Genomic DNA, 20905 nt, shown 5'->3' on the forward strand with positions numbered 1-20905 from the left:
TTTTTGTGAAATTATAAATTAAAATCCTGCTTGTTAGAGTGGGATTTTTTGTTTTTCTAATCATTTAATCGGAATGACCATTCTGTCTTTTGATTTTATAGCCCATTGAACTTGCCACGTATTTCCATCAATTTGGTCAAGCAATATAAAAGTCCAAGTATTTTGAGTAGGATAAAGAGTAAATCTATTATCAACTTGCTTTTCTTTTATCACTAGAGGTAAAATATTTAAATCTGTTTGAAATCTATCCTTGCCATTCACATCAAATTGGACTTGCCACATTTGTCCAGTCTTAGTGTTTAATTTTATAAAATTCCACATATTTTTAGTTGGAAAGATTTTGTATGTAACATTTGAAGTATTTTGATCAAAAGCTGCATCTTTTTCTAAATCTGATTGAGCATAAGAAATCATTGTCGTTAGGACTATGATAACCAATAGGATAGACTTTTTCATATTAATCTTAATCAAGGAATAGTTTTGTTTTATCATTATCTTTCTACCTTATAGTCACAGCTATAAGCAGCACTTATATTAACAAGGAAGAATTAGAGTAATCAATAATAGACAATTACTTATAAATAACATTACGGTTTTCCGTACAAGAAATACTTACAACTATGCTGTTATTCTCTTTCTGTATTTTCCTTTTTCCCTTTTTTATTCAACACATATCTGTCGGTAATTGCCATAAAAAATCCAAAAAGTGAAGCGTGTATTAGAAATTTGAATCCACTGAATTCTTCTCCACTAAAATAATCAAATCCAGCCATCATTACGGCGAAAATAATCCCGGAAATCACACCATATATGAGTAATTGTTTCGTTTGTAGATTCATAGTTTTTTAAATTTAGTTTCCATTCAACGTATATGCTGAACTAATTTGGAACATACATAATAACAGGAATTTCCGTTGATTTCTTTAAAAATAAAACAAAGATTACACATATACAATCTGATTTTACAATACTTAGGAAAGAATATAGTGTTAATTGCCCTGCAAACTACTCGGACTATATCCAAAGGCTTTTTTAAATGCAAATGAAAAATGGGAGAGGTTTTCAAAGCCCACGGAAAGATACACGTCCGTGGTTTTGAGTTTTTCTGTATGAAGCTTATAATGCGCTAAGTGTAGTCTTTTTTCAGTAAGCCATTTTCCAGGAGTATTCTTAAATACTTTTTTAAAATCAGATTTAAAAGTAGTGAGACTTCTACCTGTTAAAAAAGCAAACTTTTCTAAGGGAAGATTATACATAAAATGTTCTTCCATGTATTTTTCGAGGTCTATCTTCCCAAGCTCGTTAAAAGTTCCTAAAATAGAACTAGCTCTCTTATCTATGGAGTCAATAATGGTTAATACTTCTTTCGTTTTAATTGCGACGAGTGCTTCAGGAAGAGCATCTTGCATTTCAAAGTAAGGCAATAACGAACTAAAAAAGCTATCTAATAACGAATGTGATTTTATCGGTCTTTGTTTCATAATATGTTCAGACCAAGTTTCTAAAATAGGTCTGTCTAAATAAAATTCACGAAGTTGTGTTTCTGAAAGAATCATAGATACACATTTAAACGGTTTCCCACCAATAGGTTTTTTTATCGTTCTAGACAATTGATGTTTTGGAACTAAAATAGCATCTCCTGCAACAAAAGTTTGCGTGCTTTTTCCATACGATATGATAAGTTCACCTGAATAAATATAGGCAACAATATGTTGTGGCGAAAAATATTCCCAAGTGTTTTCTTGATCTATTGAACAGGTTATGAAAATTTTGCCTTTTTCGGTTGTATTTAGAAATTCCATCTCACAAAAATAGTATTAATAATTAGGTAGTGTTTGGGTAAAGGCTATTGGTAAAGTGTTTTATTAGACCTAAAACGGAAACTTTTGTCCAGTTTTATTTACTGAATCTGTCCATAGTTTTGAAGCAATATCGCGATCAAAAACAAAAGGTTCAAGTTTACATTCACCAACAGGTCCTGTCCATTGCATTTTTCCAGTTGGTCCATAATATGCTTTCTGATTCAAGTTTTCTTCTGTAGCACACATTACTTCTGGATAAGCTCCTTTTTCAGCCGACTGAACTAAAGGTGTTAAGGACATTAACTTAAAAATAATTCGATCTCGTAAACCACCATTATTTTTTATCAGTGATGTGGCAGAAGCTCCTGGATGACATACATACACTTTTACATTTTTGTTGTTCGCTTTGATTCTTTCTTGTAATTCATAAGCAAACATTATTTGAGCTAGTTTACTGTGGCAATAGGTATTCATTGGATGATAATTTTTATCCCAATTCATGTCATCAAACTGAATGGTTTTTATGCCCATTTTATATCCTTCACTACCAACAACTACAATGCGTCCTTGTGATTCTTCGATGCGTTCATAAAGCAATGCACACAAGAGAAAATGACCATAATGATTGACGCCAAGTTGACTTTCAAAGCCATCAGCAGTAAATAGTTGTTTGGGCACTTGTGCTATAGCTGCATTGCAAATTAATGCGTCAATTTTTGGTAAAGTTTCCATCACTTCGGTCGCCGCATTTCGAACAGAAGAAAGTGCTGCTAAATCCATTTTAATAAACGAAACATTCGCATTTGTTCCTAATTGTTCTTTAAGATCATTAATTGCTTTTTTCGATTTTTCTTCGTTTCGATTAAGCATGATCACAGTAGCGCCTTTGTGTAATAATATTTTGGCTGCTTGAAAACCAGCTCCAGTGTTTGCACCTGTTATGAGATATGTTTTGCCAGTTAAATCTTTTAACCTTTCAGGTGTCCAACCTTTTTTTCCAAATTTATTTTGATGAGTTTTCTTCATAATTCCTCTTTTTTATACGAATTTACTGGTACAAAAATCTTGAGAAATTATGTAGTTAATTTTGTTAAAAAGTCTTTTTTTGTTTGTTTAAAAGTTTTTAGAAGTGTGACTGTAACCTTTTCTAAGGCAAATTCAACTGCCAAGAAACGCCAAATCGATCTTGGATAAAGGTGAATTTTGTGCTAAATCCATAATTTCCCATAGGCATAAAGATCTTTCCATTTTCGCCTAGTTGTGTCGCTAACTTTTCAATTTCTGCATCCGATTTGCATTCTACGAAGACAGAAACGCCTGGTGTAAAATCCCATTCGTGTTTTATAGGGCTATCGCTACAAGCAAATTGACTTCCATTGAGCTCAAATGTAGCATACATAATAGTGCCTTCTTTGGCAGGTCCGTCTTTTCCATATTTCTGAATACTCGTAACTTTTGAGTTTTCAAATAAACTGATATAAAAGTTCATGGCTTCTTCGGCGTTGTGCTCTTGAAAGGTAAAGAATGTGGAAATTTGACTTTTTGGTTTCATTTTAATTTTTTCTTTGATTAATTTTTCTAAACTATCAATTGTAGCCATTTTGCTTTTGAGTTCTTCTTTTGAAAGCTTGTTGTCGTTTGTATTGTTGCAACTAAAAGCTAGTATAACGATGGCGAGTATTGGTATTATTCTTTTCATATTTAGGGTGTTAGGTGGTTGTGTAAAGGTTATATCATTTCAACTATTTGCATATTATTTCCAACAGTATCGTTAAAAACGGCAAATTTAAAAGTTCCCATTACGCTTGGTTTTACGCTAAATTCCACACCAAGTTTTGTCAAACGTTCATATTCAGTATCTACACTATCAACATCAAATTGCGTCCAAGGAATTCCTGCGGACATCAAGGCATCTTGAAATACTTTAGAAGGTTCAAAGTGGAGTGGAGCAGGTTCCAATAAAATTTCTGGTCCGTCTTGTGCATCTTTGGAAACAAGTGTAATCCATCGATTGCCACCTTCCAACGGCATGTCTTTCTTTTTAATAAAACCCAATTTTTCAGTGTAAAATTTTAAAGCTTTTTCTTGGTCTAAAACGGGAATGCTAATTAGGGTAACTTTCATATTTTTATCTTTTTAAGATGATGCCAAAGTTCAGAATTCTCAAAGTATTCAGCTTCTCGAAAATTGCTCTTTTTGATATATACTGGGCGATTTGCCAATTCTAGTCTTAAACAATGTACTAAATGATCCGACACTTTCAAAACCAACAGCAAAACAAGTTTCCGTGACCGACATACCATTTGTTAGGAATATTTTCGATTTTTCAATCCGTTTATCAATCAAATATTGACGCGGTGTTTGTCCATAATACTTTTTAAACAAGCGCAACAAATGAAATTTAGACACAAACTCAGTTTGAGATAAAGTATCTAAGTTTATAGCTGTCTCATAATGATTATCAATATGTCTTTTAATACCAATAACAGTCTCTATCTGTTTATCATTAGAAAAATAGCTGTCTTTAATCTCCTTTATTTTTTCTTCGTAAAATGTCATAGTAGTCTCTGTAGCGTATTGTGAGATAGTAATTTACTGATTAGCTTCTATAAATATAAAAAAGATAACAGATGTGTAATTTGGTTTTATCTTAAAAATCATCGAATCAAAGGAAATGCAATATTAGAACGCTGTATTTTACGTTTATGAAATGGTAAAATATCTGCTTTTTTCAAATAGTTTTGATTTGGATATACACGATCGGCCATTTGTAGAATGATGAATAATTTCATTCGGTCAGTTTCTCCAATCGTGTTATGTGGCCATGGTTTGTTTGAATCTGCGTAAGGCGCAAGATAATCAAGTGCCGTTTTTAAACGAGAATCTTCTTCTTTAGCTTTCCATATATCTACCTCAACTTTTTGGGCAAGATGCGCTACAAGAAACATAGCATGCAAGTTATAAATACTATAAAACAGTGGACGTGTACGCGCCATCTCTTCGGGCATAGAACCATCTGGTTTAATTTGTGAATACAAACGATTTTGAATAAACTTTTGTGCAATTTGTGTGGCTGCCACTTCATTACCAGAATAAAGCGCGAAGTACATGGCCTGCACATCATAAAAAGAACCATGATTGTTATTTGAATCCGCTTCCTGAAGTGCCAATTCACTCGTGGTAAGCCATTCAAAATACATTGCTGCCCAATTCTTTAATTTTTCTTGTTCTGTATTGCTTAACCATGAGGAGTCTTTAATTAATAAAGCGCCTTCAAAAGCACGTATCATAAGACGTCCATCTAAAACTCCAGACTTTGTTCCATTGTTATGCCCTAGTCGTATTTGTGAATGATTCACATTTGGATTCATCTTCGTTTCTTCATCCAAGAACCAAACACGAAGTAACTCTGCTGCTCTTTTAGCATATTTTTCTTTTCCCGTGAAGTAATATGCAAGTCCTAACGTTTCGGTATTATAACTAAAAGTTTCAATTCTTTGTCGGTCAGAATGTTTCAAACTTTGACTATCAGGATTGGTTTCTCCATCACGCCAAATATAAGGCAAGCCATCAGTTTTTGTTGAATCTGGCCACCAATAACGACTGTAGCTAGCGTAGTCATGTTTATTTTTACTAGGAGGAAGTTTTTCCTTATTAGTCACAGAAAATGGACCTTCTTTTAGCGCTGCTTCGGCTTCTTTAATCAATCGATCGTACGCAAATTTTAGTGTTGGATCGTTATTTTGAATTAGGTCTTTTGTATTTGCTAAATACGCACTGTCCATCAATAGTGTTGCTGCATATTTAGTTTTCACCTCATCATTGCTACAGTTGTAGGATAAGAATACTGAAAATAGAAGGATGACTTGTAACTTTTTTTTCATTTCGTACGTTTTCTCAAAATGTATAATTAGAACTAATTTTTCATTATTCTCTATGTATGAACAAAATACAGATATATAATTTACTTTTTTACACTAAGTTCTATTAATAATATACTTCTACAAAATCTCAGACGACTTTTTTCACCACAAAAGCAATGCATTCGTCACAAATTTTTTAGTCTAGGCGATTTTTGTCGTATTTTAAAACTAGAAATAAAACCTTTAGAACCATGAAAAAAAAGAATCTAAAAAGTTTAAAGTTGAAAAGAAGTGTTATTTGCAACTTTACCAAAGAGAAGATCACTGGAGGAACGCAATATGTATGTCCTACGTTTGCCGCTGATCGTGTAACCTGTCCAGGATATCAAGGAAATCCCGGTCCATGTCAATACCCAAAAAGTATCGGAGCGATTCGTTGTGACGTTCCTGTTGATAGAGATTTTTAAAATACATATCAAATTGAGCGCCTTTGATATATTATGAATAGTATACCATTTTTAACTTCTCAATGGCGTTCGATTTGAGATATCAATTTTAATACATCATATAATATTTTAGAATTCGATGCGGTCATAGCTATTCAAGACTTTTAGCGTCCACAAAGTTTGCATACCTGCCCATTCCAATTTCATGCCTTCACTGAGTCCGTACCAAGTGTCCCCATCGACCATCATCTTTTTGTTTGTGAATTAGATTTGTCAAGTCAGCTTCAATAGTATCATCACTAAATAACGAGCGTAATATACTATTTGGAGTTGGAGCATAATTTAAGCTGTGTGGCTTTTGATACAATCCCCAACCATCATCCAATCTGTCTTTACAAAGTATACCATCTGCCATGATCCATTTTCTTAAATCAGTAATGGCTTTTTCAGCTTTTTCTCGGTTTTTAGTGTATTGTAAAAACTGAAGTCTTCTCGGGACACAAAGATTGCAAAAAACATGTCGCTCTTGGATGCGTTCCATCTCGTCCCAAACAAATTCTTCTGCTTTTTTCATCCAAGGAATATCAATATGATGCTTTTCTAAAATACCTAATAAAGGAGCTGTGGTGCTTAACGCTGCCCATTCTTTCACTGTTTTAAAATGATCTTCACAAGGATACTCTCCTTTTGGTTGAAACATCCACGGAATTCCGCCTTTGGCAGTAGTCACACTTTCAAAATAAGGCATAAAGTCTTTTAAAATTAACTCAGGAGTCAAGTAACCAATCTCATCTAAGGTTTCCAATGCCATAATGCTAAAAAGTGGCTGACTTTCTGGCGAAGCGGTATCAGGTTCCATGCCATGTCCAAAACCACCATCTACATTTCGGTATGCATAAACAGCATGATACACACCTTCTATATTTCCACTGCCAAAATGAAAATCAAACAAGCGTCGTTCAATCATTCGTGCATTGGTCAGGATAAAATCTCTCGCTTTTAAAAACTGTTCTTTAGATAGCATTTGTTTTTTCATAGATACTTTCTAAAGATAAGTTATTTACAAGAGATTAAACTATTCGCTCATAATTCAGTTTTAAAAGTAACTTAAAAATGACTACCAAAAAGATCCTTTTTCTGGGTGAAAAAATCAAATTAATGTTATTCCACTGTTGAATAATTGTTACGCAATCGTTGTAGTTTCATAATCAGTAAGATAATCGCTTTAGAAGTAGGGAAATTGCTTTAAATTTTACTAATTTCGGAACTTAAAACGCTAATTATTCCTAAAAATGCAAAACCAAAAACGTGTCGTTATCGATCATATTTCTCCACAATTAAATGGTGGTGAATTTTTTATCAAACGAATTGTAAACGAAATCGTCACTGTAAATGCACATGTATTAGTTGATGGACATGATGTAATTGCAGCTTCTGTATTGTACAAACACGAAAAAGAACGAACTTGGAAAGAAGTGCGCATGCACGAATTAGGAAATGATGAATGGCAAGCGTCATTTGTAGTTGAAAAACAAGGTTTCTATACCTACAAAGTAGAAGGTTGGGTAGATTATGCATTGAATTGGCAGCACGGTTCTGAGCGTAAAATAGACGACAATCAACACATTAGCTCGGAATTGCTAGAAGGTGCTGAATTGTTAAAACCATTGCTTAAAAAAGCTTCCAAAACGGAAAAAGAGTATTTAGGCGAATGTATTGAAGCGTTTCAAGATGCTACACAATATGAAAAAGCGATTACAGAAGCCAAAAGTGAGCGTTTGCACGAAATCTTCTTAAAATATCCAGAAAAGCATTTAGCAAATACATCACACGATTTACAAATATATGTAGACCGTAAGAAAGCGGAATTCAGTACATGGTATGAATTCTTTCCACGATCAAGCTCAGAAACAGAAGGAACACACGGAACGTTCAAAGATTGCGAACGTTTATTGGAACGTATTGAAAACATGGGATTTGATACGTTATATTTCCCGCCAATTCATCCTATTGGAGAAGTCAACCGTAAAGGAAAAAACAATACTACAGAAGCCAAAAAAGGTGATGTAGGTTCCGCTTGGGGAATAGGTTCACAATATGGCGGACATAAAGACGTACATCCAGCTTTAGGAACGATGGACGATTTTAAAGCCTTGGTAGCGAAAGCAAAAGAACATAATATAGAAATTGCGATGGATTACGCTTTGCAAGCTGCGCCCGATCATCCTTGGGTGACTTCGCATCCAGATTGGTTCAAATGGCGTCCAGATGGAACGGTACAATACGCTGAAAATCCACCGAAAAAATACCAAGATATCCTTCCAATTTATTGGGAAAGTGAAGACTATAAAAACTTATGGAACGAATGTTTAGACATTTTGATGGTTTGGATTGATTGTGGCGTTCGTATGTTTCGCGTAGACAATCCGCACACAAAACCATACTACTTTTGGAATTGGATTATTGCTCAAGTTAAAAAGAAACATCCAGACGTACTCTTTCTCGCGGAAGCGTTTACCAAACCCAAAGTAATGCAACAATTGGCGAAACAAGGATACACACAATCGTATACATATTTTACATGGCGAAACAGCAAACAAGAACTCATAGAATATGTAGAAGAACTCACGCAAACGGAGCAAAAAGAGTATATGCGACCGAATTTTTGGCCAAATACACCAGATATTAATCCATATCATTTGCAAGGCGCGAATGAATCAAAGTACATTCAGCGATATGCGCTAGCAGCAACTTTAAGTTCAAATATCGGAATCTACGGACCCGTTTTTGAACAAATGCTCGATCATGCGATTCCTGGAAAGGAAGAATATTATATGTCGGAGAAATTTCAATTGTGTCATTACGATTGGTTCAAAGAAAACAAACTTACAACGCTCATTTCGCGTATCAATAGAATTCGCCATGAACACGAAGCGCTGCAACAAACGAACAATATCAAATTCTGTCATATAGAAAATGATAATCTTATCGGATTTTACAAGTGGAATCAAGATCGAACCAGTGAAATTTTGGTGGTTATCAGTTTAGATCAATACTATATGCAGCAAGGAACAATTCAATTGCCATTGCACGATTTAGGAATTCATCAAGGACAGAAAGTAGAAGTACATGATTTAGTGACTGGAAACAGTTACAATTGGTATGACGAATGGAATTATATAGAATTGCATCCAACTTTACCATTCCACATTTTTGAAATCAGAAAATAGCTATAAAACTTGCTACCATGACTAAAAAGACCGCCAAAAACAAAACGCAATATAATTTTAACGATGCTTGGGAAGACTTGTTAGAAAACAAAGACTTTGTCAAGGCATTTCTTTCAGATGTATTGGAAGATTACATCATCAAACAGCGTTGGTATGGTGGAAAAGCGAGTCAATTAAAATATATTGAACTGTCGGAATATTTCCGCATTCAGCAACATGGCGAAGTCTATTATGGTTTAATTTTGGAAGTCAATTTTGTAGAAGCTTTCTATCAGCATTATTTCTTACCGATTGCTTTTGTGTCGGATGAAAGTTTTGCCAAAGAAGATCGAATTTTGCCAATCAGTATCAAAAATCAAGAAGGATTTATCATTGATGCCATCAACTTAGAAGCGTTTCGTAAATTGGTTTTTGAGCGTATCCAAACGGCAATTCCAAACGATCAAACACGTGTGCAGTATCATAAAAGTTTGCAATTTAACGATGTATACAAATCGTCCCGTTTTATGGGCTTAGAGCAAAGCAATACGTCGATTGTGTACAATGAAACTTGTGTGTTGAAATTCTTCAGAAGAATCTATGCGAATAAAAATCCTGACTATGAAATGAGTCGATTTTTATCAGAAAAAAAGCAATACAAAAATACGCCAGCATATCTTGGAAGTCTCAGCATTGTAGATTCCGACAAGGAAAATATTACCATCGGACTCATGCAAGAAATGGTGCCCAATGAAGGTGATGCTTGGGATTATATGTTGAAAGAATTACACAAAGTATTCCTAAATCTGGAAGCTAAAAATATAGACATTCGCAAACTACCCGAAACGGAATTATTTGAACGTTTAAGCATTCGCGATGTATCTCCAAGAATCATTGATTGGGTTGGATTGAATTTATTCCTAAAGGTTCAAAAACTGGCAGAACGTACCGCAGAAATGCACATTGCTTTGGGAAGTGAATTTGAAGAAACAGCTTTTACACCAACGCATTTTAATGGCGATTATACGGTTTGGTTGAAAAATAGATTGCTCTATCAATTCCAAAACCGATTGAATACCGTCGAAAATAATCTGCACAAACTAGAAGGTTTGTCATTAGAACTAGCACAAGAATTTTTAGACAATAAAAACAGCATTCGTAAACGTTTGGTAAATTTTGATTGGACAAAGTTGAAAGGCGAACGTATTCGAGTGCATGGCGATTATCACTTAGGTCAAATTTTGGTTAAAGATGACGATTTCTACATTCTCGATTTTGAAGGTGAACCCGAAAGTACCATTCGCGATCGTAAAGTAAAACAGCCGCCGCTCAAAGATGTAGCAGGATTATTTAGAAGCTTTCACTATGCTATTTATGCTACTATATTCAATCACAAAGACGAATACAAACGCAATCAAGAAGAATTGTTTGAAGCGGGCGAAGTATTATATACATACTTCATTGGCGTATTCTTAAAAACATACATTACCAAAATTCAAGCTGCCAATTTAAACATTGGCTACAGTCAAGAACGCATCTTTTTACTAAAATATTCATTGCTCGAAAAAGCGATTTACGAACTTGGGTATGAACTCAATTCACGACCACTTTGGGCAGTCATTCCACTCAAAGGAATCACAAACATTATCAATCATTAATTTATGGCAAAAGTAGTTCCACATAGTTTATTCTCTGACTTTGATATTGACTTATTCAAAGGCGGGAAACATTACAAATTGTATGAAAAATTTGGTTCGCATATCATGACTGTCGATGGTGTAGAAGGAACCTATTTTGCAGTTTGGGCACCAAGTGCAAAAACGGTTTCTGTCATTGGTGATTTTAACTTTTGGATAGAAGGCGAACATCAACTCAACGTACGTTGGGACGCAAGTGGAATTTGGGAAGGATTCATTCCCAATGTTGGAAAAGGAACTACATACAAATACAAAATACAAAGTCATCATAACGACATCAAAACGGAAAAAGCAGATCCGTATGCGCGTCGTTGTGAGCATCCGCCAAAAACTGCTTCCATTGTTTGGGATGCTGATCACGATTGGAAAGATGCCGATTGGATGACCAAACGTAAAAAGCACAATGCCTTAGATGCGCCATTTTCTGTGTATGAAGTGCATTTAGGTTCGTGGAAGCGAAAAGTAGCAGAAAACAAATTCTTATCGTATACTGAATTGGCAGATGAATTGGTGGCGTATGTAAAAGAAATGAACTTTACACATGTCGAATTGATGCCCGTAATGGAATATCCGTACGATCCAAGTTGGGGCTATCAATTGGTAGGATATTTTGCGCCAACCTCCCGATTTGGCTATCCTGAAGAATTCAAATTATTGGTTGATAAATTACACCAAAACGATATCGGAATCATCTTAGATTGGGTTCCATCACACTTTCCAGAAGATGCGCACGGACTCGGTTTTTTTGATGGAACCTGTTTGTATGAACATCCTGATAAACGAAAAGGCTATCATCCCGATTGGAAAAGTTTGATCTTTAATTACGGTCGAAACGAAGTAAAATCGTTCCTAATCAGTAATGCTATTTTTTGGCTTGAACAATATCACGCCGATGGTTTACGTGTAGATGCGGTAGCTTCCATGTTATTTTTAGATTATTCTAGAAACGATGGCGAATGGGAACCGAATCAATTTGGCGGACGCGAAAATCTAGAAGCCATTGCATTTATGCGCGAAATGAACGAAGCTGTGTATACAATGTTTCCAGACGTACAAACCATTGCCGAAGAATCGACGTCATTTCCAATGGTATCACGTCCAACGAGTATTGGCGGACTCGGTTTTGGAATGAAATGGATGATGGGTTGGATGCATGACACATTGCAATATTTTGCGAAAGAACCTATTTATCGCAGACATCATCAAAATGATTTAACCTTTAGTATGACTTATGCGTTTACGGAAAACTTTATGTTGCCGTTGTCACATGATGAGGTTGTGTATGGAAAACATTCCATTTTGGGAAGAATGCCAGGCGATGAATGGCAACGCTTTGCGAATTTACGTTTGTTGTACAGTTATATGTTTACACATCCAGGGACAAACTTACTCTTTCAAGGTTCAGAATTTGGACAAAGTGAAGAATGGAATTTTGAGCAAAGTCTCGATTGGCATTTGCTGGAATATGACGTGCATAAAGGAGTGCAAACGCTCATCAAGGATTTAAACAATCTCTACAAAACGGAACCAGCATTACACGAAAAACAATTTACAGCAGATGGTTTTGAGTGGATCGATTATAACGATGCTGGAAACTCAGTATTAATCTATATCCGCAAAGGAAAAAAGCCAGCAAATGATTTGGTGATTGCGTGTAATATGACACCAATTCCACATGAAAACTATCGTATTGGATTGCCAAGAAAAGGAAATTTGCAAGAAATCTTCAACAGTGACTTAAAACAATACGCTGGAACGAACGATTTTGTAAATACCAAAGTTACTTCTGATGAACTTGAATGGCAATTCAGAAATCATTCTACAGAAATAAAAATTCCGCCGTTAGGAATGGTCGTATTAAAATATAGATCTTAAGTATTGACACAAAAAAGCGAACCTAAGTCCGCTTCAACAATACTTTCTGAAGTTATATTTATTAATTAGTATAGTCAGTTATTTCTTGTGAAATTTCGATAGTCGCCTCAATAATTTCGATACAGATAGTACCCAAAGTACAGGTCATAGAAGCAGTCATGCTACCGCCATTCACTTTAGCAGTTTCTATATTTGAAATCGCTCTTTTCTTAAGATCTAATGATTTTAAAGTTCTTTTTTTCATAGTTAAATTTTTGAATGAATTAAAAAAAGTGCTTTAAAAGTAAGAAGAGTAGTTGGAGCAGAAATCGTACAATTTGTAGTAAAAATTATTTCATGTTGCTCATAAAAAAAGCGAACTAAAAAGCTCGCTTTGCATGAAAACTTATATGTGTAAAAATACTAATTATTTGCACTTTCATTCCAACCATCTATAAATCCATCAATTGCGATTTCTACGGTTACACAAAAAACACCAAACGTACAGCTAATAGATGTAATACTTCCTCCATTAAGTTTGGAAGTTTCAAAAGTTGAGATTGTTTTTTTATTTAGATCTAGTGATTTTATAGCTCTTTTTTTCATAATATATTTTTTTTAGATAAATATTTGATATTCAGTTTAGTTGAAATAATCAGTGATAAATTCTACAGCATCTACAACTGCATCCATAGCAGCATCTACAGCATGAGGAGTTACAGGCGTGTATACCGTTACATTTGTAGGTGTTGTGCTTCCGCCATTCACTTTAGCAGTTTCAAAATTTGAGATCGTTTTTTTGTTTAATTCTAATGATTTGATCGTTCTTTTTTTCATAATAAAAATGTTTGATTTTTAGCTTTTAATAGGTGCGCAGATTGTTTAGTCAAAAAAATCTGTTATTGCGTCTAAAGCTGCATCAATTGCCACCACCATTACTGGCGTGTACACAGCAGTACTCGTAGGAGCAGTACTTCCTCCTTTAACTTTTGAACTGTCTAAAATTGAAATAGTTTTCTTATTTAGTTCTAATGATTTGATAGTTCTTTTTTTCATAATTAATGTTTTGGTAGTTAGTTCTTAAGTTATTTCTCTGTCTCAAAGAAATAGTAGAGAATGCTTTACAAGTTTAAATGTATGTAAAGACGTATTTCAATTCAACTAAAGTTATTCATTATCTAAATAGTCAATCAAAGCATCAGCCGCAGCTGCAGTCGCATATCCAACAGTTGCCAAATATGCTGTCCAAACAGAATATGATCCTCCTTGTATTTTATCAGTTTCAATAGTTGAAATTGTTTTTTTATTTAATTCTAATGATTTAATGGTTCTTTTTTTCATGATTCAATAATTTAGTGGATTTGATTAAATTGAATATATAAAGTAAAGAATTCTCACGCTTTGAAAAGTGCCAAAAAACAAGTCAAAAATTTACCATACGTTAGCGCGAATTTGAAACTCGTGCTATAGAATACAAAAAGCTAAAAAACAAGCATCCCAAAAAATAGTTAGTGAGCGTTTCCAAACTCGTTTTGATAAATAACAAAATATAAAACGTTCACCTGAACTTAATCCAGCTTCATATAAGAGTAAGAAAAATTCGTGTGAGTTTCTACGTAAACAATAATCAAAAAACTATTCGTGAATTCGTGACAAAAGCTACTAGAGAGAGTTTATTTCGACAAACCACAGATAAGAGAAATTTGTACCATTAACCCAGTAAAAACAAAAATATCAATAATGAAATTTAAAGCTCTAAGAATAAGAAAATCATAAAAAAGTCCCAAAACAATTCACATTTCAATAATTATGATCAACTATAACGTTATCGTTAATAAATCAGGGTTTTAAAGCTTTCAATTCTCTAAACTTTTGCGTTTTTTTACATATTATCTAAAAAATTACAAGATGATTGTAAACACAGAGTTAGAACAAAAAGGAAATTTGTTTCCATCCAAAATAATAGACTTTAGCAAAGACGTCGATACGTTGTATTTTACAGCAGAAAATGATGTGGTTTTGCAATTGCGAATTGTACGCGATAGTGTCTTGCGTTTTCGATATACAACCACAGGAACATTTGGAAATGATTTCTCGTACGCCATTACAAAATATGCAAGTACAGGATACAATCATTTAGAAATAGACGAAGACGACGAAAAATACATCATAACCACTTCAAAATTGATTTGTCATATTTCCAAAGCAAACATGCGTGTGAAATTATATGATGTAAAAGACAATACCTTGATCAATGAAGACGAACTTGGTTTCCATTGGGAAGAAAGTTACGAGTACGGTGGAAACATCGTAAAAATGAGCAAAACCGTCAATGAACGTGAAAGCTATTTTGGACTAGGCGATAAGCCAGAACATCTTAACTTAAAAGGAAAGCGTTTCCAAAATTGGGTGACTGATTCATACGCTTATGGAAAACATACAGATCCTATCTACAAAGCAATTCCGTTTTACACAGGATTGCATCATAACAAAGCCTACGGAATCTTTTTTGACAATACTTTTAGAAGTTATTTTGACTTTGCACACGAACGCAGAAATGTAACTAGTTTTTGGGCACAAGGTGGCGAAATGAATTACTATTTCTTCTATGGACCAGAAATGCAAGATGTCGTAGAAAGTTATACAGATTTAACGGGAAAACCGCATCAATTACCGCCATTATGGGCATTAGGATATCATCAGTGTAAATGGAGTTACTATCCAGAAAGTAATGTGAAAGAAATCACTAAGAAATTTAGAGACTTAAAAATTCCGTGTGACGCCATCTATTTGGATATTGATTATATGGATGGTTTCCGTTGTTTTACGTGGAATAAAAACCACTTTCCAGACCCGAAACGCATGGTAAAAGAATTGGCAGATGATGGTTTTAAAACCGTTGCGATTATTGATCCCGGAATCAAAATAGACAAAGAATACAGTGTTTTTAAAGAAGCATTAGACAAAGATTATTTCTGCAAACGTGCTGATGGACCGTATATGAAAGGAAAAGTATGGCCAGGCGAATGCTATTTCCCCGATTTTACAAAACCAGAAGTGCGTGATTGGTGGTCAGGATTATTCAAAGAGCTGATTGAAGACATCGGAATCAAAGGTGTGTGGAACGATATGAACGAACCTGCTGTGATGGAAGTGCCAAACAAAACATTTCCAGACGATGTACGTCACGATTATGATGGAAACCCTTGCAGTCACCGAAAAGCGCATAATGTATACGGAATGCAGATGGCGCGTGCAACTTATCAAGGATTAAAGAAATTCAACTATCCAAAACGTCCATTTGTCATTACACGAGCAGCCTATTCAGGAACGCAGCGTTATACCTCAACTTGGACAGGTGACAATGTAGCAACTTGGGAACATTTGTGGATTGCCAATGTACAAGCACAACGTATGGCAATGTCTGGTTTTTCTTTTGTAGGAAGTGATATTGGTGGATTTGCTGAACAACCGCAAGGAGAACTATTTACACGTTGGATTCAGCTTGGAATCTTTCATCCGTTTTGTAGAGTCCATTCTTCGGGAGATCACGGCGATCAAGAACCATGGGCATTTGATGAAGATGTAACGGATGTAGTACGTAAGTTTGTAGAATTGCGTTATCAACTATTACCATACTTATACACAGCATTTTGGAATTTGGTTGATCATGGAACGCCATTATTAAAATCTTTAGTAATGTTTGATCAAGCCGATCATCAAACGCATTACAGAACGGACGAATTTGTATTTGGAGATAAAATACTAGTATGTCCAATTCAGGAACCCAACAGCAAAGGGCGCAGAATGTATATTCCACGTGGAAAATGGTATAACTTCTGGACAGATGAATTGGTTGAAGGAGGAAAAGAAAAATGGGTAGATGCCGAAATTGATAGCATGCCAATTTTTGTAAAAGCTGGTGCTGTAATTCCGAAATATCCTGTACAACAATATGTTGGTGAAAAAGAAATTACCGAAGTAACCTTAGATATTTACTATACAGAAGGAAAAGAGCGTTCGCAATTATTTGATGATGCGCATGATGGATACGATTATACAAAAGGACGTTACAGTCTAAGAACGTTCAAATTGACTGGAAAACCGAAAGAATTAATCTTACAGCAACACAAACAAGGAAAGTACATTACAACATACGAAAACTTTAAGTTGAATATTCATGGATTGCCATTCAAAGTCAAAGAAATCCAAATAGACAATGAAACAGTTTCTTTATCAGAAGTGAAAAAAGATGCATCTGGAGCGATGATTGTAGACAAAAACTTCTCTGAAATTCACATTATTGGATGATTTATGAATGTTAGATGTTAAATTTTAAATGCTGAATGCTGAATGCTGAATGCTAAATGTTAAATTTTGAATATGTCATATCGAGCGCAGTCGAGATATATTTGAAATAAAATCAATAGAATTTAAAAGTAGAGCCTTGACTTTAGAGTTTTGGCTCTTTTTGTTATCATGATACGTCTTTGCGACGAAGCACTCTGTGATTTCAAAGAAAATAAGTATTGTACTAGAAACAGATTACGTTACTAAGGTTCGTAATGACGAATCAGAGATGAATCGCTAAACCGTCAGATCGAGTGATTTTCGAATGAAAAGAAGAAAATTGTATCGAGAAGTAATGAGAAATTCATAGTAGATCTCGATACAATTTTTCTATGAAAAATCACTCGATCTGACATTTGAATATTTATTGAATCTGTCATTCCGTACCTGATGCGGAATCCATTAGTCTTTCAACAAAAACTCCTCAATCTTTTCAATCACTTCTTGACTTCCCAGAATCCTGCGATGTCCTAAACCTTGTGTAATATGAATGTCTCCATTTGGCAAGGCTTTATGAATGGCACGTGCACAACTAACATGAACATCTGCATCATTTTCATCATGAACAACTAATGTTGGTATTTGTACTTCTTTAGCGGAATAACTTGCAGAAACAGCATTGATATCACTTCCAAAAAGGCGATCAAGAATTGCTTTCATTTTTGTAGCAACTATCGGCTTTAGCGTAAGTGCTTTGATAAAATGAGCAATAATATCCGAAATGATATCTGCGGCGCCAATAGTAACTAGTTTTTTCACTTGTACACCATTCTGAATCGCATTTAGCAAAGACATTCCTCCTAAACTATGACCAATAGCAAACTCAAAAGGTCCGTATTGTTTCTCTAACTCATGTATGGAAGCAATAAACTCTAATAATGAAGATTTATTTCCTTTTAACTTTCCGTGTGATGGCGCATCAAAACTAATAGTTTGATAACCTAATTTCACAAAATGATCTGCAATTTTTACCAACTGAGTTCCGCGACCGCTCCAACCGTGTGCCAACAAAATCTTTTTATCACTTTCACCATACGAATACACCAAAATATCTTTCTCAATGGCAGGAACACGCATCAACGTTTGTGTAGATTGCTTATCCATGTGAAATTCACGTTTCGGCATCTTGTGTTTAATAGGCGTAATAAACAGGCGCTTTGCATATTTCGCGGCAAGTGACGTAGAAATAAATTGTAAAAAACGTCCTGTATATAAAATAGGTTTTGGGACTTGTACAGCGGGTTCAGGCTTCAAATTTGGTGCAGTTTGACTCATTTTTTGGTAAGATATCTAAGATCATTCAAAATTGAGATAAATTTTCGAGCTTCGGAAATACATTTTATAGTTTTATGTCAATTATTTAATAATCGCTAATTTTGTTAGAACCAATATAAAGTTCAAACACAACAATAAAGACTTAAAAAACTCAAAGGACATGAAGAAAGTAATCGCATTATCAGTTTTTATATTCATATTATCCTGTGCCACAAATCCGTTTACAGGAAAGAAAACATTAGCATTAATTCCTAATTCTCAATTATTCCCAACAGCTTTTGCACAGTACGATCAGTTTTTGACTGAAAATAAAGTGGAAACAGGTACCACAAGAGCCAATATGATTAAAAGAGTAGGAGAGCGTATTGCTGTAGCTGCAGAACGTTGGTTAGATGCAAATGGAAAACAAGGATATTTAAAAGATTACAAATGGGAATACAATTTAGTAAATGATCCAACGATAAATGCTTGGTGTATGCCAGGAGGAAAGATTGTTTTTTACACAGGAATCTTAGATGTAGCACAAAACGAAACCGCAGTAGCTGCAATTATGGGACATGAAGTTGCACATGCATTGGCAAACCATGGACAACAACGTATGAGTGCAGGAATGATGCAGCAATTAGGAGCCGTTGGAGGAAATGTTTTAATTAAAGATGATAAAACAAGAAATGCTTTCAATCAATACTACGGAGTTGGATCAACGGTATTAGGAATTTTACCATTTAGTAGAAAACACGAAAACGAATCTGATAAAATTGGCGTGTATTTAATGGCAATCGCAGGATACAATCCGGATGAAGCTGCAGAATTGTGGAAACGTATGGGGGCAAAAAGTAGCGGACAAGCTCCACCAGAATTTTTAAGTACGCATCCATCAAATGAAACACGTATCAAAAACTTACAAGCAGAAGCGTCTTTAGCTAAAGCAGAAGCTCGAAAATTTGGAGTTACGAATTTTAGACCAATAAAAAACTTTTAGTTAAAACGCATTCCAAAATAAATCTGTATTTTAGAAGCTGTCCATAATGGGCAGCTTTTATTTTTATACAACATGGTAAAAACGAATCAATTACAAAAAGGAGACAAAAAACTAATTGGTGCTTGGGCATTTTATGACTGGGCAAACTCTGTATATTCACTCGTGATAAGCACAGCAGTGTTTCCGATATATTATGCCACAGTGACTTCAAAATTTGAACAATATGCAATTAATGAAAAAATCAATTTCTTAGGAACACAGTGGGATCCAACAACATTATATGATTATACGATTGCGTTTTTTATGGCAATTGTGGCCATTTCATCACCAATACTTTCGGGAATTGCTGATTATACAGGAAACAAACTTAAATTTTTAAAATTCTTTTGTCTCTTAGGTTCTTTGTCTATCATGGGATTATTTTTCTTTGAAGATGAATCATCGCTGTGGATCGGACTTTTATTAACCGTAACGTCCGGAATTGGTTTTTGGGGAAGTATTGTTTTTTACAATGCATATTTGCCCGAAGTAGCGCATCCAGAACAACAAGATCAAGCGAGTGCCAAAGGATTTATTTACGGATATATAGGTTCTATTTTATTACTCATTCTGTGTTTGGTTTTGATTGAAGGACACGAAATGTTTGGAATTGATAAAGGTTTGGCGACGCGTATTTCATTCATTGCAGTTGGAATTTGGTGGTTAGGTTTTGCACAAATAACCTATAGAAGATTGCCAAATAATGTGCATAATAGAAAACCTCAAAAAGGTTATTTAACTAGCGGATTTAAAGAGTTAGGGAAAGTTTGGAAAGAACTCACCAACTATCCGCAGTTGCGTACATATCTATTGTCCTTTTTCTTTTTCAGTGTTGGTGTACAAACCATAATCTATATGGCAGGAATCTTTGGAAGTACCGAATTAGGATTGCCAACGACCAACTTAATTGGTGCTATATTATTAGTACAAGTGGTGGCTATTTTTGGAGCGTATATCTTTTCAAACGTATCTAAAAAATATGGAAACTTAACAGCTTTAAAAACTACGATTATCATTTGGGGAGTAGTTTGTTTTATTGCTTTCTCACTTGACAAAACACAAGAAAATATAGAGTTGTATTTTTATATATTAGGCGGATTAATAGGTTTAGTGCTTGGCGCGATTCAATCCTTATCACGCTCCACCTATTCTAAATTACTACCAGAAACAGAAGACACGGCGACGTATTTTAGTTTCTTCGATGTTACGGAAAAAGTAGCAATTGTCTTAGGAATGATTGTTTTTGGAGCTTTAAAATCGATTACAGGTTCTATGCAATGGTCAGTGCTATTCTTGGCCATATTCTTCCTTATTTCTTTCATAGTATTAAGTTTTGTGAAGAAAACAAAATATGTACAATAACTCCAGTTATAAATTTTAAAAAACAA

General features: G+C 34.6%; 22 protein-coding genes. 7 read left to right on the forward strand and 15 right to left on the reverse strand.

All coding sequences use genetic code 11. The features are described from left to right. Window positions 1-60 precede the first annotated feature (60 nt). The 8 genes from Q0845_RS11020 to Q0845_RS11055 all read right to left on the reverse strand — a co-directional run bounded on the left by Q0845_RS11020 (window position 61) and on the right by Q0845_RS11055 (window position 5686). On the reverse strand, window positions 61-456 hold the full coding sequence (locus Q0845_RS11020; RefSeq protein WP_298512868.1) for a hypothetical protein: 396 nt from the start codon (window positions 454-456) through the stop codon (window positions 61-63). Window positions 457-626: 170 nt separating this feature from the next. Then, window positions 627-839 (reverse strand): hypothetical protein, encoded by a 213-nt coding sequence (locus tag Q0845_RS11025; protein WP_298512871.1) that lies wholly within the window; start codon window positions 837-839, stop codon window positions 627-629. Between the two features lie 150 nt (window positions 840-989). Further along, window positions 990-1802, reverse strand: a complete 813-nt coding sequence (locus Q0845_RS11030) for an AraC family transcriptional regulator (RefSeq protein WP_298512874.1) — start codon at window positions 1800-1802, stop codon at window positions 990-992. A 69-nt stretch (window positions 1803-1871) separates the two neighbouring features. Then, window positions 1872-2828, reverse strand: a complete 957-nt coding sequence (locus tag Q0845_RS11035) for an SDR family oxidoreductase (RefSeq protein WP_298512877.1) — start codon at window positions 2826-2828, stop codon at window positions 1872-1874. Window positions 2829-2949: 121 nt separating this feature from the next. Further along, window positions 2950-3501 carry a VOC family protein gene (locus Q0845_RS11040; RefSeq protein ID WP_298512880.1) on the reverse strand — a complete coding sequence of 184 codons (552 nt, stop codon included), beginning with the start codon at window positions 3499-3501 and terminating at the stop codon, window positions 2950-2952. 29 nt (window positions 3502-3530) lie between these two features. Continuing rightward, a complete protein-coding gene (locus tag Q0845_RS11045; RefSeq protein ID WP_298512882.1) occupies window positions 3531-3926 on the reverse strand; it encodes a VOC family protein in 396 nt (131 codons plus the stop codon). A 48-nt stretch (window positions 3927-3974) separates the two neighbouring features. Then, on the reverse strand, window positions 3975-4361 hold the full coding sequence (locus Q0845_RS11050; RefSeq protein ID WP_298512885.1) for an AraC family transcriptional regulator: 387 nt from the start codon (window positions 4359-4361) through the stop codon (window positions 3975-3977). Between the two features lie 98 nt (window positions 4362-4459). Further along, complete coding sequence (locus tag Q0845_RS11055; RefSeq protein ID WP_298512888.1) at window positions 4460-5686, reverse strand: alginate lyase family protein; 1227 nt, start codon at window positions 5684-5686, stop codon at window positions 4460-4462. A 230-nt stretch (window positions 5687-5916) separates the two neighbouring features. Here Q0845_RS11055 and Q0845_RS11060 point away from each other — a divergent pair, with 230 nt between their 5' ends. Then, on the forward strand, window positions 5917-6132 hold the full coding sequence (locus Q0845_RS11060; protein WP_298512890.1) for a hypothetical protein: 216 nt from the start codon (window positions 5917-5919) through the stop codon (window positions 6130-6132). A 190-nt stretch (window positions 6133-6322) separates the two neighbouring features. Here Q0845_RS11060 and Q0845_RS11065 read toward each other — a convergent pair whose 3' ends face one another. After that, complete coding sequence (locus tag Q0845_RS11065) at window positions 6323-7147, reverse strand: hypothetical protein (protein ID WP_298512893.1); 825 nt, start codon at window positions 7145-7147, stop codon at window positions 6323-6325. Between the two features lie 256 nt (window positions 7148-7403). Here Q0845_RS11065 and Q0845_RS11070 point away from each other — a divergent pair, with 256 nt between their 5' ends. The 3 genes from Q0845_RS11070 to glgB are packed head-to-tail and all read left to right on the forward strand — an operon-like array spanning window position 7404 to window position 12892. Then, window positions 7404-9341 (forward strand): alpha-1,4-glucan--maltose-1-phosphate maltosyltransferase, encoded by a 1938-nt coding sequence (locus Q0845_RS11070; RefSeq protein WP_298512895.1) that lies wholly within the window; start codon window positions 7404-7406, stop codon window positions 9339-9341. 17 nt (window positions 9342-9358) lie between these two features. Then, entirely contained in the window at window positions 9359-10978 is a 1620-nt protein-coding gene (locus tag Q0845_RS11075) for a phosphotransferase (RefSeq protein WP_298512897.1), read from the forward strand. A 3-nt stretch (window positions 10979-10981) separates the two neighbouring features. Beyond that, on the forward strand, window positions 10982-12892 hold the full coding sequence (gene glgB, locus Q0845_RS11080) for a 1,4-alpha-glucan branching protein GlgB (protein WP_298512900.1): 1911 nt from the start codon (window positions 10982-10984) through the stop codon (window positions 12890-12892). A 61-nt stretch (window positions 12893-12953) separates the two neighbouring features. Here glgB and Q0845_RS11085 read toward each other — a convergent pair whose 3' ends face one another. The 5 genes from Q0845_RS11085 to Q0845_RS11105 form a co-directional block, all read right to left on the reverse strand. Then, a complete protein-coding gene (locus tag Q0845_RS11085) occupies window positions 12954-13136 on the reverse strand; it encodes a hypothetical protein (RefSeq protein ID WP_298512902.1) in 183 nt (60 codons plus the stop codon). A gap of 158 nt (window positions 13137-13294) precedes the next feature. After that, window positions 13295-13477, reverse strand: coding sequence for a hypothetical protein (locus tag Q0845_RS11090; RefSeq protein ID WP_298512905.1), 183 nt, complete (start codon window positions 13475-13477; stop codon window positions 13295-13297). A 36-nt stretch (window positions 13478-13513) separates the two neighbouring features. Then, window positions 13514-13708: a hypothetical protein gene (locus Q0845_RS11095; RefSeq protein WP_298512909.1), complete on the reverse strand. Its 195-nt coding sequence runs from the start codon at window positions 13706-13708 to the stop codon at window positions 13514-13516. 45 nt (window positions 13709-13753) lie between these two features. Next, a complete protein-coding gene (locus Q0845_RS11100) occupies window positions 13754-13927 on the reverse strand; it encodes a hypothetical protein (RefSeq protein ID WP_298512912.1) in 174 nt (57 codons plus the stop codon). 111 nt (window positions 13928-14038) lie between these two features. Next, window positions 14039-14212 carry a hypothetical protein gene (locus Q0845_RS11105; RefSeq protein ID WP_298512915.1) on the reverse strand — a complete coding sequence of 58 codons (174 nt, stop codon included), beginning with the start codon at window positions 14210-14212 and terminating at the stop codon, window positions 14039-14041. Window positions 14213-14779: 567 nt separating this feature from the next. Here Q0845_RS11105 and Q0845_RS11110 point away from each other — a divergent pair. Continuing rightward, window positions 14780-17182 carry a glycoside hydrolase family 31 protein gene (locus tag Q0845_RS11110; protein ID WP_298512916.1) on the forward strand — a complete coding sequence of 801 codons (2403 nt, stop codon included), beginning with the start codon at window positions 14780-14782 and terminating at the stop codon, window positions 17180-17182. 441 nt (window positions 17183-17623) lie between these two features. Here the strand turns inward: Q0845_RS11110 and Q0845_RS11115 are convergent, their stop codons facing one another. After that, window positions 17624-18496, reverse strand: coding sequence for an alpha/beta hydrolase (locus Q0845_RS11115; RefSeq protein WP_298512918.1), 873 nt, complete (start codon window positions 18494-18496; stop codon window positions 17624-17626). A gap of 160 nt (window positions 18497-18656) precedes the next feature. On the opposite strand from Q0845_RS11115, the gene Q0845_RS11120 reads away from it, so the two are divergent. Both Q0845_RS11120 and Q0845_RS11125 read left to right on the forward strand, forming a co-directional pair. Then, a complete protein-coding gene (locus Q0845_RS11120) occupies window positions 18657-19478 on the forward strand; it encodes a M48 family metallopeptidase (RefSeq protein WP_298512920.1) in 822 nt (273 codons plus the stop codon). A gap of 72 nt (window positions 19479-19550) precedes the next feature. Beyond that, a complete protein-coding gene (locus Q0845_RS11125; protein ID WP_298512922.1) occupies window positions 19551-20879 on the forward strand; it encodes an MFS transporter in 1329 nt (442 codons plus the stop codon). Window positions 20880-20905: the final 26 nt, after the last annotated feature.

The organism is uncultured Kordia sp. (genome assembly GCF_947489565.1).
Taxonomy (GTDB): domain Bacteria; phylum Bacteroidota; class Bacteroidia; order Flavobacteriales; family Flavobacteriaceae; genus Kordia.